Source organism: Marinomonas sp. IMCC 4694 (assembly GCF_008122525.1).
Taxonomy (GTDB): Bacteria; Pseudomonadota; Gammaproteobacteria; order Pseudomonadales; family Marinomonadaceae; genus Marinomonas.
Genome location: NZ_VSRV01000001.1, coordinates 1,905,356 through 1,929,809, shown reverse-complemented (window position 1 = coordinate 1,929,809; position 24,454 = coordinate 1,905,356). Strand labels below are relative to the sequence as shown.

Annotated in this window: 21 protein-coding genes; 10 read left to right on the top strand and 11 right to left on the bottom strand. The window is 45.6% G+C overall.

Features of this window, described 5'->3' with window-relative positions:
• Positions 1-79 precede the first annotated feature (79 nt).
• Both FXV75_RS08790 and FXV75_RS08785 read right to left on the bottom strand, forming a co-directional pair.
• Positions 80-3,283, bottom strand: coding sequence for an efflux RND transporter permease subunit (locus FXV75_RS08790; RefSeq protein WP_262368504.1), 3,204 nt, complete (start codon positions 3,281-3,283; stop codon positions 80-82).
• A gap of 12 nt (positions 3,284-3,295) precedes the next feature.
• On the bottom strand, positions 3,296-4,429 hold the full coding sequence (locus FXV75_RS08785) for an efflux RND transporter periplasmic adaptor subunit (protein ID WP_148832598.1): 1,134 nt from the start codon (positions 4,427-4,429) through the stop codon (positions 3,296-3,298).
• A gap of 260 nt (positions 4,430-4,689) precedes the next feature.
• On the opposite strand from FXV75_RS08785, the gene FXV75_RS08780 reads away from it, so the two are divergent.
• The 4 genes from FXV75_RS08780 to FXV75_RS08765 are packed head-to-tail and all read left to right on the top strand — an operon-like array spanning position 4,690 to position 11,675.
• Positions 4,690-6,606, top strand: coding sequence for an ATP-binding cassette domain-containing protein (locus FXV75_RS08780; protein ID WP_148832596.1), 1,917 nt, complete (start codon positions 4,690-4,692; stop codon positions 6,604-6,606).
• Positions 6,607-6,609: 3 nt separating this feature from the next.
• Complete coding sequence (locus FXV75_RS08775; RefSeq protein WP_148832594.1) at positions 6,610-7,203, top strand: DUF2760 domain-containing protein; 594 nt, start codon at positions 6,610-6,612, stop codon at positions 7,201-7,203.
• Between the two features lie 3 nt (positions 7,204-7,206).
• Positions 7,207-8,952 carry an Hsp70 family protein gene (locus tag FXV75_RS08770; RefSeq protein WP_148832592.1) on the top strand — a complete coding sequence of 582 codons (1,746 nt, stop codon included), beginning with the start codon at positions 7,207-7,209 and terminating at the stop codon, positions 8,950-8,952.
• 2 nt (positions 8,953-8,954) lie between these two features.
• Positions 8,955-11,675: a hsp70 family protein gene (locus FXV75_RS08765; RefSeq protein WP_148832591.1), complete on the top strand. Its 2,721-nt coding sequence runs from the start codon at positions 8,955-8,957 to the stop codon at positions 11,673-11,675.
• On the opposite strand, the gene FXV75_RS08760 is transcribed toward FXV75_RS08765, so the two are convergent.
• Together FXV75_RS08760 and FXV75_RS08755 are read right to left on the bottom strand one after the other, a co-directional pair.
• Positions 11,672-12,544, bottom strand: coding sequence for a lipase family protein (locus FXV75_RS08760; protein WP_148832589.1), 873 nt, complete (start codon positions 12,542-12,544; stop codon positions 11,672-11,674). The genes FXV75_RS08765 and FXV75_RS08760 overlap by 4 nt on opposite strands.
• 119 nt (positions 12,545-12,663) lie before the next feature.
• Positions 12,664-13,179 (bottom strand): hypothetical protein, encoded by a 516-nt coding sequence (locus FXV75_RS08755; protein WP_148832587.1) that lies wholly within the window; start codon positions 13,177-13,179, stop codon positions 12,664-12,666.
• A 37-nt stretch (positions 13,180-13,216) separates the two neighbouring features.
• Here FXV75_RS08755 and FXV75_RS08750 point away from each other — a divergent pair, with 37 nt between their 5' ends.
• Both FXV75_RS08750 and yeiP read left to right on the top strand, forming a co-directional pair.
• Positions 13,217-14,371 carry a carboxypeptidase family protein gene (locus FXV75_RS08750; protein ID WP_148832585.1) on the top strand — a complete coding sequence of 385 codons (1,155 nt, stop codon included), beginning with the start codon at positions 13,217-13,219 and terminating at the stop codon, positions 14,369-14,371.
• 188 nt (positions 14,372-14,559) lie between these two features.
• Complete coding sequence (gene yeiP, locus FXV75_RS08745; RefSeq protein ID WP_148832583.1) at positions 14,560-15,132, top strand: elongation factor P-like protein YeiP; 573 nt, start codon at positions 14,560-14,562, stop codon at positions 15,130-15,132.
• Positions 15,133-15,320: 188 nt separating this feature from the next.
• On the opposite strand, the gene trmJ is transcribed toward yeiP, so the two are convergent.
• Positions 15,321-16,103 carry a tRNA (cytosine(32)/uridine(32)-2'-O)-methyltransferase TrmJ gene (gene trmJ, locus FXV75_RS08740; RefSeq protein ID WP_148832581.1) on the bottom strand — a complete coding sequence of 261 codons (783 nt, stop codon included), beginning with the start codon at positions 16,101-16,103 and terminating at the stop codon, positions 15,321-15,323.
• Positions 16,104-16,143: 40 nt separating this feature from the next.
• A complete protein-coding gene (locus FXV75_RS08735) occupies positions 16,144-17,430 on the bottom strand; it encodes a J domain-containing protein (RefSeq protein ID WP_148832579.1) in 1,287 nt (428 codons plus the stop codon).
• Positions 17,431-17,592: 162 nt separating this feature from the next.
• Here FXV75_RS08735 and moaC point away from each other — a divergent pair, with 162 nt between their 5' ends.
• The 3 genes from moaC to FXV75_RS08720 are packed head-to-tail and all read left to right on the top strand — an operon-like array spanning position 17,593 to position 18,775.
• Entirely contained in the window at positions 17,593-18,075 is a 483-nt protein-coding gene (gene moaC, locus FXV75_RS08730; protein ID WP_148832576.1) for a cyclic pyranopterin monophosphate synthase MoaC, read from the top strand.
• A complete protein-coding gene (locus tag FXV75_RS08725) occupies positions 18,068-18,322 on the top strand; it encodes a MoaD/ThiS family protein (RefSeq protein ID WP_148832574.1) in 255 nt (84 codons plus the stop codon). Before moaC ends, FXV75_RS08725 begins: the two co-directional genes overlap by 8 nt.
• Entirely contained in the window at positions 18,323-18,775 is a 453-nt protein-coding gene (locus FXV75_RS08720; RefSeq protein WP_148832572.1) for a molybdenum cofactor biosynthesis protein MoaE, read from the top strand.
• A gap of 22 nt (positions 18,776-18,797) precedes the next feature.
• Here the strand turns inward: FXV75_RS08720 and FXV75_RS08715 are convergent, their stop codons facing one another.
• On the bottom strand, positions 18,798-20,045 hold the full coding sequence (locus tag FXV75_RS08715) for a tyrosine-type recombinase/integrase (protein WP_148832569.1): 1,248 nt from the start codon (positions 20,043-20,045) through the stop codon (positions 18,798-18,800).
• Between the two features lie 338 nt (positions 20,046-20,383).
• Here FXV75_RS08715 and FXV75_RS08710 point away from each other — a divergent pair, with 338 nt between their 5' ends.
• A complete protein-coding gene (locus FXV75_RS08710; protein ID WP_148832568.1) occupies positions 20,384-20,656 on the top strand; it encodes a hypothetical protein in 273 nt (90 codons plus the stop codon).
• A 126-nt stretch (positions 20,657-20,782) separates the two neighbouring features.
• On the opposite strand, the gene FXV75_RS08705 is transcribed toward FXV75_RS08710, so the two are convergent.
• From FXV75_RS08705 to FXV75_RS08690, 4 genes are all read right to left on the bottom strand, one after another.
• Positions 20,783-21,148 (bottom strand): hypothetical protein, encoded by a 366-nt coding sequence (locus FXV75_RS08705; RefSeq protein ID WP_148832567.1) that lies wholly within the window; start codon positions 21,146-21,148, stop codon positions 20,783-20,785.
• 155 nt (positions 21,149-21,303) lie between these two features.
• Entirely contained in the window at positions 21,304-22,881 is a 1,578-nt protein-coding gene (tnpC, locus tag FXV75_RS08700; RefSeq protein WP_148830795.1) for an IS66 family transposase, read from the bottom strand.
• Positions 22,882-22,907: 26 nt separating this feature from the next.
• Positions 22,908-23,270: an IS66 family insertion sequence element accessory protein TnpB gene (tnpB, locus tag FXV75_RS08695; RefSeq protein WP_148830796.1), complete on the bottom strand. Its 363-nt coding sequence runs from the start codon at positions 23,268-23,270 to the stop codon at positions 22,908-22,910.
• A 34-nt stretch (positions 23,271-23,304) separates the two neighbouring features.
• Positions 23,305-24,450: a M48 family metallopeptidase gene (locus FXV75_RS08690; protein WP_148832565.1), complete on the bottom strand. Its 1,146-nt coding sequence runs from the start codon at positions 24,448-24,450 to the stop codon at positions 23,305-23,307.
• Positions 24,451-24,454: the final 4 nt, after the last annotated feature.

Here is a 24,454-nt window from a genome sequence, read left to right as displayed (position 1 = left end):
GAGCTGTTTTCGCATCGGCTCCCTTTTTTTTGTCTGGTCTCTTTCCGTATAAATTAATGATCAGGCATTAACGCACTTTTTAATGGGCGTTTTCAATACTCAAATTGGTATCTGAATTTAAATGATTCTCAGAATGTAATTTGGTGTTTGCATCCAAGTTGGCAGCTTCTTCTAGGGCTTGTTGGTTACGTTCCTTTTTTCGATGCCCTAGGACTAATAGGCAGGGTGTTAAAATAAGAGTGAGCGGTGTGGCAAAGGTCAATCCACCGGCAATGGCGGTAGACAGTTGCGTCCACCATTGTGCAGAAGGGGCACCGATACTGAAGGTCTGATGGATGATATCAATGTTAAATTGAAATACCATGGGCACCAAGCCGAGAATCGTCGTGATTGTGGTGAGCATTACAGGTCTCAATCTTTGTACTCCGGTCCGTATCGCCGCTTCGCGAACTAACATACCTTGCTGGCGTAAGCCGTTAAACGTATCGATTAGAACAATGTTGTTGTTCACCACAATGCCCGCTAACGCAATCACCCCAACACCACTCATAACAATACCGAATGGCTGACCCTTAGCCATCAACCCAATCAGTACGCCCATGGTAGAGAAAATAACCGCGCTTAAGATTAATAGGCATTGGAAGAAGTTATTAAATTGAGTAACCAAAATAATCGCCATGATGAAAAACGCCACACCAAACGCTTTCATTAGAAACATCATGGATTTTTGCTGCTCTTCCGTGTTGCCTCTGAACTCATAGCTAACGGTTTTATCAATGCCGGCGGCATCAAGTTTGACTTTAATGGCCTTAATTACTTCGTCCACAACGAGGCCATCTTTTACATCAGCTTCGATTTTGATGGTTTTTTTACCGTCGGTGCGATTGATGACTCCTTGTTTCGGTGCTGCATAGCGATTAATAAAGTTACTCGCAGGAATGCTGCCCTGATTGGTCGGAATCTGTAACTGATCAAGTTGATCCAAGTTGCGTTGATTTACCGGATAGCGCAAAACGATATCGATTTTATCATCGGCTCCTTCAGGTAAAAAATCACTTAATGTGATACCGGTTGTCACGAGCTTGATGGCATTACCCAAGCTATTAACATCAACGCCATAGCGGCTGGCTTCCTCACGATTGATGTCGATACGCCATTCAATGCCAGCAAGGGATCTGTCGTCGCTGACCGTAATGATCTCTTCTCTTAATAGCAGTTGCTTGCTGATTTCATCCGCAGCGATGTTCAGGGCTTGAGAATAGCTTGAACTAAGCTGCAACTGAATATCGGCACCGGATTGAGGTCCTCCTTGTTCTTTTTCGGCACTGACTTCAATGCCAGGAATTTGTTTGGTCTTATCACGAATGCGATCTAAAATGACGCTCGCCGTGTCGCGTTGATACCAATCAATAAATTCCATACTGATGGAGCCAATGCTGTCTGGTGCGGCATTGTTTCCGGGTGCCGCGTAAGACGTAGCTACCACACTCTTAAGCTCTCTTGTGCCAAGAAGTTGCTGTTCAACTTGCCTAACGAGAGCATCTTTTTCGGCCAGAGATAGGTCTCCTCGGGCACGAATATCCAAATTTGCTGACTCGGGTTCAATATTGGGAAAGAATTCAACGCCTTTGCCAAATTTTCCATAGCCAACAAAAACGCTAATCAATAAAGCAATTGTGAAAAGTAACACCCAAATGGGGCTTTCTACCAGTCGAGTCAGCGCTTTGCCGTAAAGGCCTGTTAAGCCAGTGAGCTCGTGCAAATTCCCTGTTTCGGAGAGACGTAACGCGTGCATGGTCTTGTTGCTGTAGGCACCTTTTTTGCCAATAATGGAACCAATCGTTGGCAGTACAATGAGTGCCATGACTAGGGAAGAAGACAGTGTTGCTATAATGGTGATGGGCATGAATTGCATAAATTCACCGACAATATCTGGCCAAAACAACAAAGGCATGAATACGGCCAATGTTGTTGCGGTGGATGCTGTGATTGGCCACGCCATGCGTTTCGCCGCTTCACTGTACGCTTGTGTTTTTGAAGCGCCTTCGGCCAATCTTCGGTCTGCGTATTCCGTCACCACTATGGCGCCGTCTACCAGCATGCCGACACTTAAGATCAGCGCAAACAGTACCACCATGTTAATGGTGTAACCTTGCAAGTCGAGAATTAAGATGCCCGCTAAAAACGCCCCAGGAATGGCCAGTCCAACTAAAAATGCGCTGCGAATGCCTAACGCCCAAACAATTACAATCATGACTAACAAGGTTGCCGTTAACACATTGTTAAAAAGATCATTAAGGGAGGTCTCTATGTCTGTGGATTTGTCTCCCGTCAAATTGTATTCGACGCCACCTTGCCACTGTTGACTTTCGTTTTCGACGACGACTTTTACGGCTTGAATGGTATTGATGATGTTAGCCCCCACCCGTTTTGATACCGCTAAGGTAATGCTGCGTTTGCCTTCAACGCGGGCGTAGCTGTTGGCGTCTTCAAAGGTAAGTTCGCCGGTAGCGATGTCTTTGAGTAATACGACTTGGTCACCATCCGCTTTTACTGGAAGATTCAGAATGTCTTCCTTGGTTTTTAGCAGACCCGGTACCTTGAGGGAAAAGCGTCCAGCACCAGTATCAAGATTTCCCGCTGCCACTAGGCGGTTATTACCCGACACAAAATTGGCCACATCAGCCAGGGATAAGTTGTAAGACTCAAGCTGTTCCGGACGAATGATGATCTGTGCTTGTTGATCACGATCGCCGCTTATTTTGGCTTCTAAAACGCCGTCAACAGCTTCAATGTCGTCTTGAAGGTTTTTGGCTGTGCGGCTGAGTGTCGCAAAATCAACGTTGCCTGACAAATTGACACGCAACACTGGAAACGTCGATAAATTGATTTCTGTGACCGTTGGTTCATCCGCATCAGAAGGCAGTTCACCTTTTGCTCTATCGACCTTGTCTTTGGTGTCGCTGATGGCTTGATCAATGTCTATCCCAGATAGAAACTCGAGCATTATAGAAGCATGGCCTTCGGATGCTGTTGATTTAAGTTCTTTTAAACCGTCAAGGCCTTTAAGTTCTTTTTCCAATGGGTGAACAAGTAAGCTGTCGGCGTCTTCAGGTGAGATGCCTTCTAACGAAACCGAGACATACGCCATGGGGATCGTAATGTCAGGGTCATTTTCTTTGGCAATTTCAATGTAGGACACAGTGCCCATGATTAAAATAAGTACAAAAAACATCATTACCGTTCGTGAGCGAGCTAAGGCAGCCTCAATTAATGTTTGCATTATAAAGCCTCCTTAATGTTGATAGTGGGCGTCAACTTTGTCACCAGCTGTAACAAAGCCTTGCCCTACCGTAATGATGTTTACATTATCTGGTAAGCCCCGCGCCCAAACTTGCTCGCGTTCAGATTTAATGATGTCAACCGGCGTTACGACGACTTTGTTGTCCAAGTCTAGGATTTTAATGGCGGTATTGCCTGCGTCATCCAGCGTGAGTAAAGCGGGAGAAAAAGCGTGGGCACGTTGTTCATCAAGTAAAAAGTCCACCGCGGCCGTGAGTCCCGCCAGTATTGTATTGTCTGGGTTGTCCACCAGCATTTCGACACGAATGGTTCTGCTGGTTGGGTTTGCGGTGGCGCTGATATAGGACACAAAGCCTTCTGCTTTTTTGCCTGACTCCAGGCGAATGTTACCTTGAGTGCCCAAAGTGATGTGTTGGATTTTATTTTGAGGCACGTTGACGCTTATTTTTATCGGATTAATTGAGACCAATACGCCGACTGAAGCCCCAACCGATAGCACTTGACCTTCTTGAACGTCCAGAGTGTTTAGAATCCCTGAAAAAGGCGCGGTTAACGTGGCATTTTCTAAATCGACTTGCAGAGCGCGCGCCGTCGCTTGGGCTGACGCTAAATCCGTTTCAGCCTGCGCCAAATTCACTTTAGACGTTAAGTTGTTAGCATTTAATTTCTTGATCCCGTCTAGTTCAAGCTGCTTTTGCTTAATTAGAAGAGTGGCTTGGCGGATCTGTAAGGTCAGTGTGCGCGTATCGATTGTTAATATCGCCTCTCCCTTTTTCACCATTCCCCCTTTTTCTACAAATAACCGAGTAATGCGACCTTGATAGCTGTTAGTTAATGTTAGCGTGTCATTAACTAATGTGCTTCCACTGAGTGGTAAATGCATTTCAATGGTTCGTGCGGTTAGTGTTTGCGCTTGAACCGGGTAAGCGGCTTTGCTCTCTGTTGAAGTTGAAGTTGAAGTTGAAGTTGAAGTTGAAGTTGAAGTTGAAGTTGACGAAGTGACTTCTTGCGTACTGTTTTGATGTGGACTGACGGTAATGCCATTTCCTCCTAAAAACATCCAAGCCACCACGGCCGAGGTGACAACAACCGCCGTGATAGGTCCTATTTTACTTTTGAACTCCATTAAGTACTCCATGACAATTGAAAAATGATCATTTAATGGGGTCCAGTATATTCACAAATAAACAGGAATAAAGCCGTTTTTATTTTGAACGTTTAATTAACCGCGTTTCTTGTAGGATTTTTTGTTAGAAAATGAAGCGAAAAGGCGCATAACCTGTCCCAACAGCGCTTTTTTACGGCCTTGTCGTGTCTATTTGCTGAACCTTCATAAAGAAGAATGCTACTATATTGCCACAAAATTTTTACTTAATATGGATAGATATGAGTCTATTGTCGTTAGAACAGATCAGTGTTGCTTTTGGGCATAATCCACTGCTGTCAAAAATCAGTTTTTCTGCCGAAGCCGGTGAGCGTGTTGCGATCATCGGTCGTAATGGCGCGGGTAAATCCACCTTATTAAAAGTCATATCAGGGGAACAAGTGCCTGACGAAGGCATGGTTCGCCTTGAAGGCGGTATGACGATCAGTCAGTTACCTCAAGAATTGCCCGATGCGAACGAAAAAACCGTTCGTGAAGTGGTCAGTCAAGGAGCCGGGCAAGCCCATGAATTGATGACGCGTTATTTTAAACTACTGGAAGATTTCGAAAACGATCACGCCGATGAGCTAAGCGACATTCAAACCGAACTGGATCGCATCCAAGGCTGGGATTTAGAGCAACGCGTTAATCATATGGTGCAGCGTTTAGCGCTACCAGCCGATAAGTTAATGTCTGAATTGTCAGGTGGCTGGCGTCGTCGAGTTATTTTGGCGCAAGCACTTATTGCCAATCCAGACGTTTTGTTGCTGGACGAACCGACTAACCATTTGGATGTGCCGACCATCGAATGGATGGAGCAACAGCTGCAACAATTCCGCGGTTTGATCTTGTTTATTACCCATGACCGTCGTTTTTTAGAAAAATTAGCCAACCGTATTATCGAATTGGATCGTGGCAACCTGATTTCTTTTAGTGGCAATATCAATGCCTTTCTTACTTTTAAAGAAAAGCTGCTTGAAGAAGAAGAGCGTGCCAATGCCTTGTTCGATAAGCGTTTAGCTGAAGAAGAGGTATGGATTCGCCAAGGTATTAAAGCGCGTCGGACCCGTAATGAGGGCCGAGTCCGAGCTTTAGAAGCATTGCGAGTAGAGCGTTCAGAACGTATTGGTCGCCAAGGCAATGCAAGGATGGCGATCGAGACCAAAGAAAAATCGGGTAAATTGGTGGCAGAATTCACCCAAGTTAGCCATTCTTTTGAAGATAAAGTCATTCTGCAGCCGATGGACTTTATTGTTAACCGCGGTGATCGTATTGGTTTGATTGGCCCTAATGGTTGCGGTAAAAGTACCTTCTTAAAAATCCTATTGGGCGATTTAGCGCCTGTGTCGGGCACGGTTCGTCAAGGTACGAAACTCAATGTGGCGTATTTTGATCAATTGCGAGAGCAGCTTGACCCCGAGCAAACCGTGGCGGAAAACGTGGGTGAAGGCAAAGACGTTATTGAAATCAACGGTCAAAATAAGCACGTGATTGGCTACTTGGGCGATTTCTTGTTCCCGCCTGAGCGTGCTCGTACCCCTGTTAAAGCCTTGTCAGGTGGTGAGCGTAACCGTGTGTTATTAGCGAAGTTGTTCACGCGTCCTGCTAACCTATTGATTATGGATGAGCCGACCAACGACCTCGATGTGGAAACATTGGAGTTGTTAGAAGAACTCCTGATGAACTACGACGGTACCTTGCTGTTAGTCAGCCATGACCGTGCGTTCCTAGATAACGTGGTCACCAGCGTGATTGCGTTTGAAGGCGAAGGTCATGTTAAAGAGTATGTGGGTGGCTATAAAGATTGGATTCGCCAAGGCGGTAAATTCCCAACAGAATCCACATCCCAAACAGACACGCCTAAAGTCAAAACGAAGGGTGCAGCGGCAGTAGAGACAGCCACTGACACAAAAGAGACGAGCAAGCCAAAAGCAAAATTAAGTTATAAAATTCAACGCGAATTTGATGACATGCCCGCTAAAATTGCCAAATTAGAAGAGGAAATCGCTGCGCTTCATGTGATCACAAGCCGCAACGATTTTTACGCTGACGACGCTGAAAACGTACAAAAAACCTTAGCCAAATTGGCCCACAAAGAAGAAGAATTAGAGGGCACCATGGAGCGTTGGCTTGAGCTTGAAGACATGCAAAACGGATAAATTATGACAAACAAAATTAAACCAGTTGCTTTTTTACCGCGCTTCTTCGGCGCGTTTGGCCAGTTTTTCAAGTACATGGGGAGCGGCGATTATGCCGCTCGCTGTCAAACAGCAAGCCAAGGCCAATTGTTTGCCTTTGAATCTGAGCCAAAAGTCATCACGGAAACGGTTGAAGTGATTCGTGAAATTGAAGTGGCAGCGCCAGTGTTGGACACGGTAAACGCCGACGGTGCGCATCAATTACTGCAATTGCTGCAACAAGAAGCACGTTTCATTGATTTCGTGCAAGAAAGTATCGACAACTACAGCGATGCGGATGTCGGTGCAGCGTCTCGTCAAATTCATGCTGGTTGCGCCAAAGTGTTAAATCAACATTTCACTATCGATGTGGTTAACAGCGCGGCTGAAAACAGTCGCGTAGAGGTCTCAGCGGATTACGACGCCAAGCAAATCAAGTTGGAAGGACGGGTAGAAGGCAAGGGGCCTTATTCTGGTACCTTGATTCATCCCGGTTGGAAAATCACTGAGACGCGTTTGCCAAAAGTCACCAACACAGACAGCTTAAACATTCTGGCGCCTGCTGAAATCGAGGTATAAACCATGGATAAGTATTTTATCGGTATTGACCTAGGTACCACGCATTCTGCTGTCTTTTATGCCTCGTCGGGACACACTGGTCACATTCAACAACTCTTGATTCCTCAATTCATCGCAGCGGGTCAAGTGGATGCTCGGCCTTCATTACCTTCGTTTGTCTATTTTCCGCATCAAACTGAATTTTTAGAGAGTGACTTGCAACTCCCTTGGGGTAAAGCACCTTCAGTTGTTGGTCAGTTAGCACGTGAATTAGGGGCTAAGTCTGCCGGGCGTCTAGTTCAAAGCGCAAAAAGTTGGCTGTGCCACTCTCGCGTCAATGCGAATGACCCCATTTTGCCTGTCGATGCTTTGGCCGAAGTGGAAAAAGTTTCGCCTGCTCAGGTCACTCAAGATTTGCTGGCGTATCTTGTCAATGCGTGGGCGCAGCAATTTCCGAATGCACCCATTAGCGAGCAAGACGTGGTTATTACGGTGCCAGCTTCGTTTGATCCGGCGGCACGAGCGATTACCGAGCAAAGCGCAGAACGGGTTGGGTTGCGAGCGCGTCTCATCGAAGAGCCACTGGCGGCGTTTTACGCTTGGCTGTCCGATCAACCAAAGTGGAGCGACAGCCTAGATGTCAACGAGCATCTTCTTGTTGTCGATGTGGGCGGTGGCACCACAGATTTATCGCTGATTCAGGCTGTCGATAATGACGGGGCTTTGGGTCTTGAGCGAGTAGCCGTAGGCCGGCATATTTTGCTTGGCGGCGATAATATGGATCTCACTTTAACTTACCATCTTGCCGCCCAGCTGGCTCAAGAAGGCACTCATCTTGAGCCTTGGCAGATCAGTGGCTTAACTCAGGCGTGTCGTGAAGCCAAAGAGCGCCTCTTATCGAATGTGGATCTTGCAGAGGTCAGTGTGGTGGTGCCAAGCCGTGGTCGCAGTGTGTTTAACAACAGCATTAAAACCCGCTTGAGCCAGCAAGATGTCCAACGACTCTTAATTGATGGCTTTTTCCCTGTGGTTCAGTTTGGTGAGCAAGCTCAAAAAACCGCCCGCAGTGGTTTTAGTGCGATCAATTTAGACTACGAAGGCGACCCTGCCATCACCCGTCATATCACTGAATTTCTTGCTCAACATGATGTTAAGCCGACGAAAATTTTATTGAATGGCGGTGTGTTTAACGCGGCTGTGATTCGCAGTACGTTAGAAGCGCGTCTGGTACACATGTTGGGGCAAGAAAATCTGACTATGCTGACGCCCTCGCATTTAGATCATGCGGTCGCAAAAGGCGCCACTTATTACGCCCAAGTGCAGGCCGAAGGCGGGGTTAAGGTAAAAAGTGGTTTGGCGGCGAATTATTACGTTGGCGTAGCGAGCCCAATGCCAGCAATTCCGGGTATGGCGCCGCCGGTTGATGCCATTTGTGTGGCCCCTTTTGGTTTAGAAGAAGGCTCGGATGAGCAAAGGCTACCGAATGAGTTTTCGCTGGTGGTGGGTGAAAGTGTGATGTTCCGCTTTTTCCAATCAAATAACAGCGATATTGACTCAGTCGGCCGAGCTATCGCGTCTTTTTCAATAGGGCAATTAAATGAGCTTAGCCCGTTCTCTATTTTGTTGGACGCAGGGCATTATCAAGCTGGCGACATGGTGCGAGTGTATCTAACCGCCCGCGTGACGGAATTAGGTCTCTTATTACTGCAAGCTCACGATACCCAATCCGACCTAAGTTGGACCATTGAGTTTCAAGTTAGGGAGGCGTAACCATGGTACAACCAACTTATCGTGTCGGCATCGATTTAGGAACGACCAATTGCGTCGTTGCTTATTGTGCTATCGATGCCAAGGAAGCTAACAGCGAATCACCTCAACTATTGCCTATACCACAAGTTATGGCAGATGGTTCCGTGCAAGAGTTTAACCATCTTCCAAGCGCTATTTATGTGTTGGCGAGTGATGAAGCGGGAAAGATAATCCCCGTTTTGCCGTGGCGTCATCATGATACAGAGCGAGTGGTGGGGGTGGGGGCGCTGGCCTTAGGGCAGCGCCGAGCTGGGCAGTTAATACAAAGTGCGAAAAGTTGGTTGAGTCATCGTCAAGTTGACCGTCGTTCGGCGATTTTGCCTTGGGGCAGTGAATTTACGAAAAAACTCAGTCCCTTACAAGCCAGTCAAATAGTGTTAACCCACATCAAACAATGCTGGAATCATCGCTTCGCCGATGCGCCATTAGAGTCTCAGTCGATCGCGTTAACCTTACCCGCATCATTTGATGAAGAGGCCCGTGCTTTAACGCTGGAAGCGGCACAATTGGCTGGCCTCACTCAATTATATTTACTCGAAGAGCCGCAGGCCGCGTGCTATCACTACATCAATAATGATGAGACGTTGGCGGCGCTAGTCGATAGAAAAATGCTCTTAGTCGTCGATATTGGTGGTGGTACCAGCGACTTTAGTTTAGTGGCCATTCGGCCTGGTTCGTCTTCAGTGTCGCTGAAACGCATCGCGGTGGGTGAGCATCTATTGTTGGGTGGTGATAATTTGGATCAAGCCTTGGCGTTTCAGCTTGATCCAAAACAAATTTCTGCGTTATCGGCAACGCGCTTGGCGGCGTTAGTTCAGCAAACACGACAGGCCAAAGAAACTCTATTAAGTGACGATGCACCAGATTCCCTCACCATCACCGTATTGGGTGGTGGTAGTCGTTTAATTGGCGGTTCGCAAAAATTCTCCGTGGATAAAGGCGCATTGTACGAGCAAGTTCAAGCTGGTTTTTTTCCCTTAGTGTCACTCGATGAGCCGGTGCAAAAAAGCGATTACGCCATGCATACCTTGGGTTTGCCATATGAATCAGACCCTGCTTTTACGCGTCATTTAGCCACGTTTCTATCTCAACACAAAGAAGCTATTTTTGCGGCAACCGGTTCAATGATGCCTGATGCCGTGTTATTTAATGGCGGTTTATTTAACAGTCCAATATTAAAAAAACGATTATTGGAGCAGTTACATGAATGGTCAACACAGTCTTTATTAGCGTGTGTGGCCGATGAGCCAAATGACGCCGTTGCAAAGGGCGCGGTGGCGTATTTGCATTCCTTAGCTGGAGCGGCGGTTCGAATTGAAAGTGGCGTGGCACACAGTTTGTACCTCAAAGTGGGCGACGATCAATTCGTCGGTATTTTGCCAAAAGATACCTTAAAAGGCGATGTGATCACTTTGGATGAAACCTTCACTGTCACATTGGGCCAGCATGTTCAGTTTCCCTTATATCGTTCGGATGACCACTTTGAATGTGCCATCGGAGCGGTGCGTGGCCCAGAAGGACTGCATTATATTTCCACCTTAATGACAGAATTAGACGCGTCGGTCGATACGGCAGAAGTCTCTGTGACGCTTTCGGTTCAAATGACGGAAGTGGGGGTACTGCAAGTAATGTTAAACGCCCAGAATCAACGGGATGAATGGCGGTTGGACTTTTCTACCCAGTCTGCCATGGTGTCGGCTGATAATGACCAAGACGCCAATCAGTTATCGTCTGGCTTACTGCATGCTCACATGGGGCAAGCGGAAGAGCACCTCGCAAAATGTTTTTCCAATGCGGGCCAAAAGCAATATCCGGACTTAGTGAAATCGCTGAAACAAGACTTAGATCAGCTACTGGGCAATCGTGATGACTGGAACTTAGCTACGTCACGTCGTTTGGTGGATAAATTGCTGAGCGTTAAATCAGGACGCACGAAAAGTGCCCAACATGAGCGCCAGTGGCTTCAGCTTATAGGGTATTGCCTGCGCCCTGGTTTTGGCGCGGCTGAAGATATGACACGGGTTCAACAGGTTGTAAACAGCACCAAGGCAGGCACTCAATTCGATAGTGCGCCTGTCTGGGGGCAATACTGGACCTTATTTCGGCGTATTGCGGGTGGCTTGACGACAAAGCAACAACAAGACTGTTTTAAACAATTCAGCCAATATTATTCACCGACAGGTCAGCGTTCACGAGATAAAATGAAGGCACTGACCACTAAATCCAGCGACGATCTTATTCGCTTGGTCGGTGCATTAGAAAAAATTTCTGCCGACGATAAAGCCATGACAATAGACTGGTTGCTCAAACGTTTGAGCAAAACCTCTGAGCCGGATACGGCATGGTGGACAATTGGGCGCATTGCGTCACGTCATTTGTTGTTGGATGATCAAGGTCATCGTATCAGTGAAGATCCGCTATTTGGTATATTGGATTTGGTACTAAAAGAAGACTGGAAGAAGCGCAAGCAAGCAGGTCTTGCTGCCGTATTGATGAGTCAGGTGAGTGTTGGCGAATCACAAGCGCTCGGTGGTTATCGCAAAAAAATCGCTAATAAACTCAAAAAAGACAAATGCCCAGCACAATGGCTGGAGCGCTTGGAAAGTCACGTTGAAATCAACAGCGATGAGTTGAATGCACTTGTTGGCGAAACGCTGCCTATTGGTTTACGGCTGAGCAACTAATCGAATGAGAAGCCAAAGACATTAATGTTCGTTTTGTACGGCACTTTTTTAGGTGTCGTTTGAAGGGATTCTAATAGTGTCAGATAAGTGCTCATGCGATGCGCATTCAGGTTTTTATCACTTGGTATCGATGTGGTAAATTTTGTTGCTCGTAACATGGCTTTTACGCCATTGGTTTGAGAATACGTTTGTTTGTCCATCAAGATAATCTCTTCTCCTATGTGCCAGAAAATATCTAACTCTTTAATTTGTAAAGGACTAATGGGTGGTACAAGAGGCACAATGTCTTCTAATGTGACCACTCGAAGCAAAGGCAATGCCTTGTATCGGTTCGCGCCCGTAACATTAGTGACTTTGGGTTGACCAAAAGTCACTACCTGCGTCACGTCATAGCCATCTTGCTGGAGGTAAAGCGCCAAAATCACCGCTATCGCACCACCTAAGCTGTGCCCTGTGAGATGAATGGGTGAGTGTCTGTCTAAGAAAGGCTTAATGTCGTCATAAACCGCTTTGGCTCCGGCATCAAAACCTTGATGTAACTTAATTCCCAAGGTGGCGTTGGGGTTGAGAGCAATATTTAAATCCAGCATGGCGTTTTCAAGGTTCGCAGTACCTCGAATAGCAATAGTTTGTGTGCCGCCTTCGTCACTTAAAAAATAACTGACCTGAGACTGTGTGATGAGTGATTGATGAATGAGTCGTTGATCTTGTGCGTCAAGGCGTTGTGCTAATTCGGCTGAGTCAAGGTAGGTGTCGTCTGATAATACTGCGAAGCGCTGAACAAGAGAAAAATCCAACGAGGCATAAGTCAACGACCATGGCAACATCATCAGCAAACACAAAATAAGACTCGATATTTTTGACGTCATTAAGCTAGGCACCCTGCGTGAAAGAAGCGCAGGGTACTAAAAAATAACGATGTCGAACAGGATTTTCATAGCGGGGTTCGATGCCGCTAGTCTCTGCACAGTAAGACTCTACCGTCAGCTTACTGTTCGACCGCTGGAATGTCGCTTGGGTTAATGAGCTCATGTTCGACGGCAATGTTCAATAATTGAATGATTAATTCGTCTGGCGCCATCAAATGCAACGGGGTGTGGTTGCCTTGTTCGGTAATAGCGTCATTTAGATTGACGTCGCGCTCTTCAAACCATGCATGAATACCTTGAACTTCGAAACTGGGTTCTAACCCTTTAACGTCGTAAGTGGCTTCCACGAGTTGGCTTATTAATTCTGGGTCCAGTCCATAAATGACATCGGTATCAAACTCGTTTATCCATTCTGCTAAAATGTCACTGGCTTCAAAACCAAATTCGTAGAGTTGCTGCTCGTCTAGGTCGTGCACGTTTGGCTCTATGCTGTGTGACTCCAGCCACTCGTCATCGGGAATAACCAGCACTTCTTTGACCTGCGCTTCGTGGGTAGACCAAGTGAACATCAAAGGGAACGCGGGATCATCGGAAGAGTTGGCGACAGCCGTGATGAATATAGGTAAACTTGCCATAATTTAGAACCAATGTTTGATTGTTAAGGAAGAATGAATGACCAGCCGAATCAAGATCAGTAGTGCGTTTGATGGCGGTAATATCTCCGTTATTGATGCTGCGGAGCCGCACAATATTAGAGTAAAGATCCCTAATGATACAAACTCTAAATTTTTACAGTGGTTTTATTTTCGCTTACAAGGCGGCATGGGCGAACAATGCGTCATTCAATTCGAGAACGCCAGCGACGCAGCTTACCCAGGCGGTTGGGTAGATTATCAAGCGGTAGCGTCTTACGATCGTGAAGATTGGTTTCGCGTACCAACAGAATACGTCGATGGCAAGCTAGTGATTACCCATCAGCCCGAACAAGACAGCGTGTACTACGCGTATTTTGCGCCATACAGTTACGAGCGTCATTTAGACATGATTGCATGGGCTGCCAGTCACGAAGATTGTATTACGGATCATCTAGGTGAAACCGCAGAAGGGCGCGACATCACTTTGTTGGAAATCAGCAAAACCCAAGGGCTGGCGAAAAATATTTGGATTATTGCGCGTCAACACCCAGGTGAAACCATGGCGGAATGGTTTATCGAGGGTTTATTAGAGCGTTTATTCGACGAGTCTCATCCGGTCGCTCGAGCCTTGTTGAATCAATGTCGTTTTTACGTGGTTCCGAACATGAACCCAGATGGCGCTGTACATGGCAATCTACGCGTAAATTCTAAAGGCGTGAATTTAAACCGTGAGTGGAAAAACCCCACTCCAGAGTTCAGCCCAGAAGTGTTGGCCGTGCAGAAAAAAATGGCCGAAACCGGTGTAGACCTATTTTTAGACATTCATGGCGATGAGGCCCTGCCCGTAAATTTTGTGGATGGCTGCCAAGGTGTACCGTCTTTCGATGGCCGCATGAAAGCCATGGAGGCCTTGTTTAAAGACATGTTTGTGTCGGTCAGCCCCGATTTTCAAACGGAGATTGGCTACACGCCAGATCAATTTGGCGAAGCCAATTTGACCGTTGCGACCAAATGGGTGGGTGAAACTTACAAGTGCTTGTCTTTCACTTTAGAGATGCCTTTTAAAGATAATCAGAATTTACCGGATGACGTGGTTGGCTGGTCTCCTGAGCGTTCTAAGATCTTAGGTGCTGATGTGCTGTATCCCATCTATCACGTGATTATGAGTCCACATATGAAGGCGACAGACTAAGCCTCGTAGTTCCGTGATCGATAACGATAAATCATCGACAAAGTGTGTATTTTCACGATTTGTCGATGAAATCTTTGTGTATTGGCTAGCGAACTTTGTCAAACTGGATTAGGATCAGCCTTTCAAAATTGCAATGAATTTAATGACCCTGTTTATCTTTATAGAACGTAATTTTAGGACGCAAAAAAATGCCTAAGGCCAGTGAGATCAAAAAAAATATCGCGATTAGCTATGATAATAAAACCTACATAGTGAAAGACATTGAGCGTTCTGTACCGCAAGGTCGAGCCGGTGGCAGTTTGTATCGTATGCGCATGTACGATGTGGTAAGTGGTCGCAAATTGGATGAGACGTTTAAAGATTCCGACATGATCGATCTTGCCGACTTGATTCGCCGTCAGGTCATGTTTTCATACTCTGATGGAGACGAATACGTTTTCATGGACAACGAAGACTACACGCCATACAGCTTGAACAAGAGTGCCGTTGAAGAAGAAATTCTATTTGTAAACGAAGACACGGTAGGCATTCAAGTGGTTTTAGTAAACGATGTGCCTGTCGTGATTGAACTGCCGACTAACGTTGAGCTAGAAGTGGTTGAAACAGACCCTTCTATTAAAGGCGCATCGGCTACGTCTCGTAACAAACCGGCTAAATTATCGACAGGTGCGATTATTCAAGTGCCAGAACATATCTCCACCGGCGACCGCATCAAAGTAAACGTGGAAGAACGCAAATTCGCGGGGCGCGCTGAGAAGTAATATTTCGACTCGATAGTGGCATAAAAAGAGCGACAAACAATAATGCAGCCTAGTGGCTGCATTTTTTTATGAATTTCATTTTTACAAGTATCAATTTATATAAATACCTTTTTTTGTCAGTGCCCCTTTTGTAGGTATCACTTTTATAGGTACCACTTTTGCCTTTGCTACTTACAAATTGAAACGGGTTATCTCTGTTCGTTTTTCTTAGTGTCTTTTTTATCTGCGTGATTATTTGCATCGGTTAAACCGGCTTCGCGTTGTACCGCTGCGAGTATGCCACGCAAAATACCCAGTTCTTGTTTTTCAGGTCGCGAGCGATTAAAAAAGCGGTGCAGCTTATCGACTATCTTGCCTGGATGATTTCGAACAATGAAGTTAATGCCATATAGGGTGTCTTCTAAATGCTCGTAGAACAAATCCATGTCTTTTTTGTGCGGATACTCGGGGAGGTTCTTGGTGCTCGCGTTTTCGTTTGATTTCGCTTGTTGATTGGCCATCCAAATTTCATATGCCACGATTTGTACCGCTTGTGAAATGTTTAATACGGGGTAGTCATCGTTGGCATCAATGTAGACTTGACGATGGCACTGAGCAATTTCTTCGTTAAGTAAACCTGTCGTCTCGCGGCCAAACACAATCGCGATATTATGCTCCACGGCTTCTGGAACCACACTTTCTGCGCATTCTCGAGCGTTCATTATAGGCAATTGAAAAGTGCGATGACGTGCGCTGGTACCGATAACGAGGCTACAATCGGCAATGGCGGCTTCTAACGTCGATACAATCGTAGCGTTTTCCAATACATCCACGGCACCCGCGGCACGGCTGGTGGCTTCGTCAGACGGATAATCATTTGGATCGACCAAATACAGGTTGGTTAAGCCCATGTTTTTCATCGCGCGTGCAATCGCGCCGACGTTGCCAGGGTGAAAGGTGTTGATTAATACAATTCGGATATTACTTAACATGGGTCGCGATGTACTCGAAGTCAGGTGTCAGCTAGAGAGATTAAGGCGTGAGCGTGAGCGATTGCTCAGTGCTGGCAAAATCGACGTTGTCTAGAATGACTTGGGTTGTGTCGTTAAAGAGGAATTTATTGCATTCATGATGATACAGGGAACCGGTTTCCAACACCAATCGGTAGTTGCCCTTAGGGATGTAATTAGCGGCATAAGCCTGTTTGTTGTAAAGGTATATAGAAAAGGGCGCTCGGCCATCATAGGATTCAAACGTTAACAGGCTGTGTTCTGGCAGTTGATTGAGAATTCGCAACCGACTAGAGCTATTAGCCTGCCCCATCAATTGGCCATGCTCTGGCGCTAGACCGGGTTGACCAAGGCAGCCGGTTTTTTGGGCGTTAAGGGCACTTCCATAGCCGATGTTTTTTGCTTGTACCCAACCATTATTTCCTTGGTATCGAACGGTTAGCCAATCGCCCAGTATTTTAATGGTCTGCATTTCACTCATGGGTGTGATGGTCTGTATGGGAGCGCTGTTGGTGTCTGGCTCCGCATATAGAATTGTCGTGTTTATAGTGTAACCGTTTCCTATTCTATACTGTGGGTATAAGCCGCTGACGTAGTGACTGTTTGTCATAGAATCTCGTTGAGCGGATTGGTCAGATTGCCAATATAAGGTGGCATAAATGCCCGCGGCAAAGCAGGCTAGATACGTGGTTACTTTAAATATGGCTTTTGCGGCATTGAATTGAATAGAGTAATTTACCGGCGGTGTTGGTATTTCGGTTTGCTCGTCATCAACAAAAGAGTGATAGGGTGGAATGTCAGTCGAGTTTTGAACGTCAGTATCTGTGTATTGATAGCCTTGCGTCGTAAAATTCTTAGAGGACTTAAAGGCTTCCTCATACAAGGCTCTGATGCGCTTTTCATTGAGCGTATTACGTGCGGCTTTTATGGCTTCTGCGCGGGTTTTTTCTTGGTACGCGTTATTGCGCTTCATATCGTTATAAGCGCGTTGCCGCTCTTTGATAAAAGCTTCCTGTTCTTTATCGGTCGCGCTTGAGGTATGAGCGTAACGGTTTTTGGCGCCGGAACTGTGAGCGGTCTCTTTAGTAAAACTAAAAGGTTGCCAATCCACAACCTGTTCACCGAGTCGGATCGCCCCTTGAACGTTTTCGTACGCCGCTTGCAGTTGTTGAAAAATCGCCGTGGTGTCGGTGTCTGGGTTTTTATCAGGATGATAACGGCGTGCGAGGCGTCTAAACGCAGTTTTAGCCTCTTGCTCGTTGGCCGTGGTGGGGATTTCCAGCAATTGATAATCGTCTAGTAAGCTCATACGATCTTGACTGTTTACCATAATTGTCAGGGTGGGTGAAAATAACGTTGCCCGCATTATGCACGATTTATTCACGCTGACAAAGGCGCATTTACTTGCAATTGTGGACGCTTTCTTAAAATATAGCGGTCATTTTAAGTCAAACACGTTCTTAGGATTTTTATGAGTGATCAGCTAACCCATCTTGATAATGAAGGCCATGCTCACATGGTCGATGTTTCCGACAAAGCGTCAACAAAGCGCACGGCGACGGCTCGGGCGGTTCTTTTGATGCAGCCAAGCACTCTGATTAAAGTGATTGAAGGCGGTTTACCAAAAGGCGATGTGTTAGCGACGGCACGTATTGCAGGGATTCAAGGCGCTAAAAAAACGCCGGAGTTGATCCCTTTATGTCACCCTTTGATGCTGACAAAAGTGACCGTCGACATTAATGTGATCAGCGACTGTGAACTTGAAGTACTTTGTACCTGCTCGTTAACCGGCAAAACGGGGGTTGAAATGGAAGCCTTAACCGGTGCCAGTATTGCTGCGCTGACATTATACGACATGTGTAAGGCCGTCGATAAAGGGATTGTGATTCAAACGATTGCCTTGCTAGAAAAAAAAGGCGGTAAGAGTGGGGACTGGAGTAAATTGGATGTTTAGAATTAACGTGGTATTTTTTGCCTCCCTAAAGGAATCGATAGGGTTAAGTGAGCACGCCATTGAGCTGAGTGCACCGCTTACTATTGGGGCGTTGAAGCAGCGGTTAGCGAAAGAATTACAGCATGGGCAGGCGTTATTAGGCTCTGGTGTCCAGTCATCGATTGATTTTGAATTTAGCCGAGACAAAGACACCATTTTACACACAGCACGTGAAGTGGCATTTTTTCCACCGGTCACAGGAGGATAAATGATTTCCGTACAACATGAAGATTTTCACGTACAAAGCTTGTATGAAACATTATTAAAAAGAAACAAAACGGGCGCTGTGGCGATGTTCGTCGGTCTCGTCAGACAGTTTGCTGATTTGCCAGAAGACGCCTGTTCTTTTGAATTAGAACACTATCCGGGAATGACAGAACATAACTTGCAAGCCATTGTTGAGGAGGCGAACGCGCGATGGGCTTTGCTTGATGTGTGCGTTGTGCACCGAGTCGGGCGATTGTCGGTGAACGATCAAATTGTGTTTGTCGGCGTCAGTGCGTCTCATCGTGCGGAAGCGTTTCAGGCGTGTGATTTTATGATGGATTATTTGAAAAGCCGCGCGGCTTTTTGGAAAAAAGAAACCCAAGGCGAAAAAAGCCACTGGGTTGAAGCGAATATTAAAGATGAAAGCCGCTTAGCTCGCTGGAGCGAAACATAGATTAATCGCAGTGAAATCTGAATTAATGAGGCCTAAGCGTTTTCTTGCGTCCACTGGCATGGCGTTCACGATATTCGGTATCGATGTATTTATCCGTGGTGGCCATGCTGGCGTGACCGGCATCTTCTCGAACGTGCTCTTTTGGGCGTGTTTTCACATCCTCTGATATGCCCGTATGACGCAACCAGTGAACGGTCGCCACCCTTAGGTCGTCTGCATCGGCTTTCATGCCATCTTCGCACATGCGTTCATAGGCTCTATCAAAACAAAATTGCACAATGTTACGCACTTGTCGTGAGCTCGTCATCGCCCCTTTGCCTCTGTTTTTCGGCACCACCGGCGTATTTTCGGCAATGGTTGGTAGCAGAGGCAAATCACGGAAACGGCGATAGCGCATTAATGCGTTCAGCATATCATCGGATAAGGCCACAAGACGCTCTTTGTTGCCTTTTGACAGGACTTTAAACCACCAATGTCCGTCCGTATCTTTGATAAAATCTCCCATCACCGGCGCAGAGCGTTCATCCGCAACCAGCTCTGAAATACGTAAGTACATGCCCAGCAGCGCATTCATAATAAACAGCGTTCTTTCGTGATTCACTGGATCTTCTTCGGCCAGCATCTCGGCCGTTTCGATCACATAGTCCCATTGCAAATTAGAAATGCGCCTCACTTGTTTACGGGTCACTTCTTTTTTGACGAATTTGCTTTTTTGACGAATCAGGGCGACCGGATTTTGTCCCGCGGCGTCTTCTTGCATCAAAAAGCCATAATAAGACGACAAAATCGAGAAGGTCGCTCGAATCGCTGCTTGGGATAAGGAGTGTTGTTTAATTTCCGGAACCTCACCATTTCTAAAATTCAGTTTGCTGACGTGTGCGACAAAGGGACGCCAGTCTTTATTAGCGACTCTTTCGCTCATATGCAGTTTAAAGCGCGCAACGTTTTTAGTGCCAATCCAACTTTCAGGCGGAGTCATACAAAAATGTATAAATTCTTCAATTTGATCACGGCGAAGCTGAGTGGTGGGACAAGCGGCAAAATACCATGACCAAAGCAGCAAGCGCTCGACTTCTCGTCGATAAGAGTTAAAGGTCGCTTGCGAGCCGTTATAGCTGTAAATGAAGCACAAGGCCAATTGCAGGTCACGACGATACTCTGGCTCTCGAAGAAGCGGTGTACTTTTCTCTAAATGAGCCGCAATGCCTTCGAATTGAGTAAAAGGATTGGGTAGGTGTTCTAAATTATCGATTAAAGCTAACGGCGTCATAATGAATCGTATCTTATTGGAGGCACTAGATTAGCAAATTTTGCATGGCGGAACGACTTTTTATAGCGTGTTTGTTCTGAATGCTATTTAAAATGCAATGTAAGTTGATTGTGGATACCGATTTTGTCTTTTTTTAGTCTCATTTTATGGTGATCTCGTCTCATTTTTTTAGTTTTCTATCAATTGTGTGGGATTTAAATGAATATGATGTGAATTGATTCGTATTTGGAAAAATGATGGAAGCATTGCTCGGCGCCTTTTTTGTTTTTAAAAACACGTTATTATAAATCCATCGAAACGCAAATCCCATTCATTATTATTTTTAAAAGGTAACATTCATGAAAATGTTTACTAAAACAGTATTTACTGCATTGATTTTATCGGCTGCAACGACGGCTTCTTTTGCAGAAACGGGTGATCAACGTGTACAAAGTGCAAAAGGCAGTGTGGAGGCATTAGGCGTAACCCTAAAAAACATGGGTGCTTCTGTTGACACCAGCATCAACTTGAATGGCGCTTACACCTTTGATCAAAGAGAAGCGGTTTACATTAAAAAGCACGCTGAACTTCAAGCTCAGTTTAATGAACTGCATGCTCAATCAGCTAAATAATATTATTTTCTATTTTTTTAAATGATATTACCAATCTTTAATAGAGATTAAAGAGTTATTATAATAATTTTCTTATTGCAGAATAAAAAGGGTTGCCTGTATAGGTAACCCTTTTTTAATGTATAATTATAAATTTTCACTAATGAGATGTTCAATTTCTTCGGCTTCTATGATGATATCAAACTGTTTTTTTGTTTTATTCATTATAATTAATTCATTTTGTTTCGCATCTTTTAACGCTCTGTTAAGCAGACTTTGTGCGATTTCATTCTTTCCCTGATTAAAATCCAATAGAGCATGATAGTACAAGGCCATTGGCATATTATTTAGTGTTTTATAATATTGGATATGGGTTCGCCAACTTAAGCGTTGTTCATATAAATAGGGCGAGCTCTCTATTGGAGGGAGTGTCTGATCGATGCCCGCTTTTAATGTAGAAAACAAAAGTAAGCGTCCGGTAATCACCACCTTGAAAAAGAGTTTCTTTATCATCAGGCTTGCATGGAAGGGATTATATCGGTAAATTAATTATTAGACAGAGGGCGAACGGATTTGCCCACGCCTCCAGGATGGAGGTTCTGTCTCTTTTCAGGAAGATTCAAGGCTGCATGGATGCAGCGGGAAGGTTTTTCTCTTTATTCTCAAACTTAAGTTAGCCTGATATTCCACGGCAATAAATCGTCCATGTCATCATTTTCCTTTCTTCTCGGCAGTTCTTCAAACAATCTGACTAAGTAATCATACGGGATAAGCCCATTGGCTTTCGCTGTTTCGATGATGCTGTAAAGCATGGCACTGGATTTTGCGCCACTTCCTGTGTTAGCAAACAACCAATTTTTACGTCCAATAACGAAGGGTTTAATGGCGCGTTCAGCACGATTGTTGTCGATGTTGATGCGCCAATCAGTCAAGTAAACACTGAGTTTGTCCCATTGATTGAGATTGTATTGGATGGCTTTGCCTAATAAGGATTTAGGTGGCACCTGTTGAGCCGATTTTTCAAGCCATGCTTTGTAGTTCGCTAAGACTTCGGGGACTTGTTCCTGACGGATTTTAAATGCGGCTTCTGCATTGTCGGCCTGTTGGGCCAGCGTTTCGATGGCGTACAGTTTTTTGATGTAGCTGATGGCGATGGTCGCTTTTCCTGATTTGCCCTTTGGCATGCCTTTTTCGGCTTCAATGAATTTTCGACGTGCGTGTGCCCAGCAGCCTGCCAGCGTGGCTTGGGTCGATTCGTACGCTTGATAACCATCCACATTGAGATAGCCATCGAAGCCTTGTAAAAAATCAACGGCGCATTGCCCACTTCGAGTCGGTTGGTAATCGTATAAGACAATATTCGGGATCGGGTTGTGTTTGTCTGGGGCATCATTGCCAGTGCAATACACCCACATGTAGCATTTTGAACGAGCTTCTTTAATCACATTAAGCGTGGTTTCATCGGCTTGGATGACGGACTGTTTCAGTAATTCTTGATGTAGCCGTTCATAAAGCGGCTCTAAGGCATCAGCACATTTTTTCATCCAATCTGACATGGTTCGTCGGCTTAACTCAATACCGTATTGTTTAAATAAGGTTTCTTGTCGATAGAGCGGTAAGCTGTATTGGAATTTACCGGTGATAATCTGACTCAGCAAACTCGGTGTGGCGATGCCTTTTGGGATAATACTCGGTGGCATAGCCGCTTGTTTGATGGCGTTCTGCGTGCCTGTCTTTTCACACTCACGGCACGCGTATTTAGGGCGGACTGTTTCGATGACCTTGAGTTGGGCTGGGATAAACTCTAACTTTTCAGAACGGTCTTCACCAATACAATGAAGCGCCCCTTGGCAGCAGGAACAGACTTTATCAGACTCGGCAGCGTCCAGCACAACGATTTCGCGCGGCAGGTCTTTGGGCAAGGGTTTGCGCTTAGGCTTGGCACGAGTGTAAGAGATGGTTTGCGTTTCAGGCTCGGCATCGGTTAATGCCTCTGCTGCCTCAATCGCACTTTCATCAAACAACTCTCCTTGGCCGGGCGAGACTTCCGAGCTTTTGCCAAACTGCTTTTGCTGCGCCAAACGCCACTGTTCCAAAATAAGCTGATACTTGGATTGCCATTGGGCAAGCAGAATATCCTTTTTACCCAGAAGACTGTCTTTTTCATCCAATAGCAAAGCTTGCTCAAGCAATTTGGCCTTAAGCGAGTCAATGTCATTGGGTAAGTCTTCTGAGCGTATTTTCATGGGTTGGATTATACCAACCAAATGGGCTATTCGTCATGATATCGGTAGGTTAAATGCGGATGAGCTTGTGAAGAATGAATCGGTAGGCCGTCCAGCAACCAATTGAGTTGTCTGGAGGAAACCTGAAGGGACAAGAGTTCATCATCAATCCCCGGCCATTGGAAGTGGCCTTTTTCCAATCGTTTGTAATGTAACCAAAAACCATTGTTTGACCATTGCAGGATTTTGATCTTGTCACGTGCTCGTCCACAGAAGACAAACAATTGTTCGCTACAAGGCTCTTTTTCAAGATTGTAGGCGACAATATTACAGAGTCCATCAATGGCTTTTCGCATATCGGTAGGGCCACAAATAAGGGTGACGTTGAGTTGAGATGACGCGGTAAACATGAGTCTGTTGCTCCTATTTAAAAGACAACAGACTTTAAGGAGTTGTAAAGGGATTAAAATGTGTGGTTTGCCGGACGCTTACAAACAAAAAATTGTTTGGGTCGATGTCTAAGCGTTTCTGCACGATCGTTGAGCTATTGTTTTTTTGATCGACCGCGAGATAACTGAGTGCCTGTATGTAATCGATGAAGGGATTGTGCGTTTTTATTTTCGTTAAAAATGCCAGTGAACGCTCCGGTGATTGATTGAGGTATGACAGCAGCGCTTTTGCAAACCATTTTGCATCGATATCTTGAATGTGTTGATCTAAGTAAGTAAAGGGGGATTCTTCAATGCCGGCTCGGTAGGCCAGCACACTGGCTCTAAAATAGTGAAAATCACTTTGTTCTGTTCGGCTGAGTATGGTGTCTTTTGAATCGATACGAAAAGTGTCCGTCATTCTGGATTCTGGGGAAGGGTGTGTGGACAAAAATTCGACTTTAGGCCGCCCTAATGCCTGTTTAAAAAAAGCTTGAAACAGTTGGCTCATACCTTGTGGTGCGATTTGGGCATCTATTAAATAGTCTCGACCGCGTCTGTCGGCTTCTTGTTCCTGATTTCGGCTGTATGTTAGCGTGTTTTCGGCTTGGTTGGCGATGCCACCGAGCCATAACGCGGTGGTGGCGTCCGCGTCTGCCCCTGCAAGTGCCGCGGCGATCCCGGCTCCCAGCATAATGAATGTTTTTTGCCGCTCTTCTCCTGAGTGCTGCGATTGACGTTCATAATGGCGAAGATCTAAGTGAGCAATTTCATGGGCTAATAACCCCATTAACATGTCTTCACTGGTAATCATTTCCATGATGTCAGAATACAGATACAGGTGATTGCCAGGCATGACAAAGGCATTACTTTTGGCGCTGTTCAGCAGCGTCATTTCAACCGTGGTGTTATATAAGCTTGTTTGGGGCAAGATATAGGAGATGGCCTCTTTGAGATAATCATAGGCGGGCGGGAAGTCGATAAGGGCTTGGCTGCCATTGAGCTTTCGAAACCAGTATTGACCTAATACATAAGAGGGGTTTGACAGCGCTCTTTCGTCTTGATTGGCTTCAAAATCTGGCAATCTGGCATGGGTTACCGTACCGATAAAAACAACCGCTAAGATGAACAAGCCTGTTGTAACGTTTAAAAATAGTCTCATAATA

What these genes read in the sequence shown, in the direction of transcription:
- FXV75_RS08790 (WP_262368504.1), bottom strand. Translation starts at nt 3,283, where the DNA reads ATGCAAACATTAATTGAGGCTGCCTTAGCTCGCTCACGAACGGTAATG.
- FXV75_RS08785 (WP_148832598.1), bottom strand. Translation starts at nt 4,429, where the DNA reads ATGGAGTTCAAAAGTAAAATAGGACCTATCACGGCGGTTGTTGTCACC.
- FXV75_RS08780 (WP_148832596.1), top strand. Translation starts at nt 4,690, where the DNA reads ATGAGTCTATTGTCGTTAGAACAGATCAGTGTTGCTTTTGGGCATAAT.
- FXV75_RS08775 (WP_148832594.1), top strand. Translation starts at nt 6,610, where the DNA reads ATGACAAACAAAATTAAACCAGTTGCTTTTTTACCGCGCTTCTTCGGC.
- FXV75_RS08770 (WP_148832592.1), top strand. Translation starts at nt 7,207, where the DNA reads ATGGATAAGTATTTTATCGGTATTGACCTAGGTACCACGCATTCTGCT.
- FXV75_RS08765 (WP_148832591.1), top strand. Translation starts at nt 8,955, where the DNA reads ATGGTACAACCAACTTATCGTGTCGGCATCGATTTAGGAACGACCAAT.
- FXV75_RS08760 (WP_148832589.1), bottom strand. Translation starts at nt 12,544, where the DNA reads ATGACGTCAAAAATATCGAGTCTTATTTTGTGTTTGCTGATGATGTTG.
- FXV75_RS08755 (WP_148832587.1), bottom strand. Translation starts at nt 13,179, where the DNA reads ATGGCAAGTTTACCTATATTCATCACGGCTGTCGCCAACTCTTCCGAT.
- FXV75_RS08750 (WP_148832585.1), top strand. Translation starts at nt 13,217, where the DNA reads ATGACCAGCCGAATCAAGATCAGTAGTGCGTTTGATGGCGGTAATATC.
- yeiP (WP_148832583.1), top strand. Translation starts at nt 14,560, where the DNA reads ATGCCTAAGGCCAGTGAGATCAAAAAAAATATCGCGATTAGCTATGAT.
- trmJ (WP_148832581.1), bottom strand. Translation starts at nt 16,103, where the DNA reads ATGTTAAGTAATATCCGAATTGTATTAATCAACACCTTTCACCCTGGC.
- FXV75_RS08735 (WP_148832579.1), bottom strand. Translation starts at nt 17,430, where the DNA reads ATGAGCTTACTAGACGATTATCAATTGCTGGAAATCCCCACCACGGCC.
- moaC (WP_148832576.1), top strand. Translation starts at nt 17,593, where the DNA reads ATGAGTGATCAGCTAACCCATCTTGATAATGAAGGCCATGCTCACATG.
- FXV75_RS08725 (WP_148832574.1), top strand. Translation starts at nt 18,068, where the DNA reads ATGTTTAGAATTAACGTGGTATTTTTTGCCTCCCTAAAGGAATCGATA.
- FXV75_RS08720 (WP_148832572.1), top strand. Translation starts at nt 18,323, where the DNA reads ATGATTTCCGTACAACATGAAGATTTTCACGTACAAAGCTTGTATGAA.
- FXV75_RS08715 (WP_148832569.1), bottom strand. Translation starts at nt 20,045, where the DNA reads ATGACGCCGTTAGCTTTAATCGATAATTTAGAACACCTACCCAATCCT.
- FXV75_RS08710 (WP_148832568.1), top strand. Translation starts at nt 20,384, where the DNA reads ATGAAAATGTTTACTAAAACAGTATTTACTGCATTGATTTTATCGGCT.
- FXV75_RS08705 (WP_148832567.1), bottom strand. Translation starts at nt 21,148, where the DNA reads ATGATAAAGAAACTCTTTTTCAAGGTGGTGATTACCGGACGCTTACTT.
- tnpC (WP_148830795.1), bottom strand. Translation starts at nt 22,881, where the DNA reads ATGAAAATACGCTCAGAAGACTTACCCAATGACATTGACTCGCTTAAG.
- tnpB (WP_148830796.1), bottom strand. Translation starts at nt 23,270, where the DNA reads ATGTTTACCGCGTCATCTCAACTCAACGTCACCCTTATTTGTGGCCCT.
- FXV75_RS08690 (WP_148832565.1), bottom strand. Translation starts at nt 24,450, where the DNA reads ATGAGACTATTTTTAAACGTTACAACAGGCTTGTTCATCTTAGCGGTT.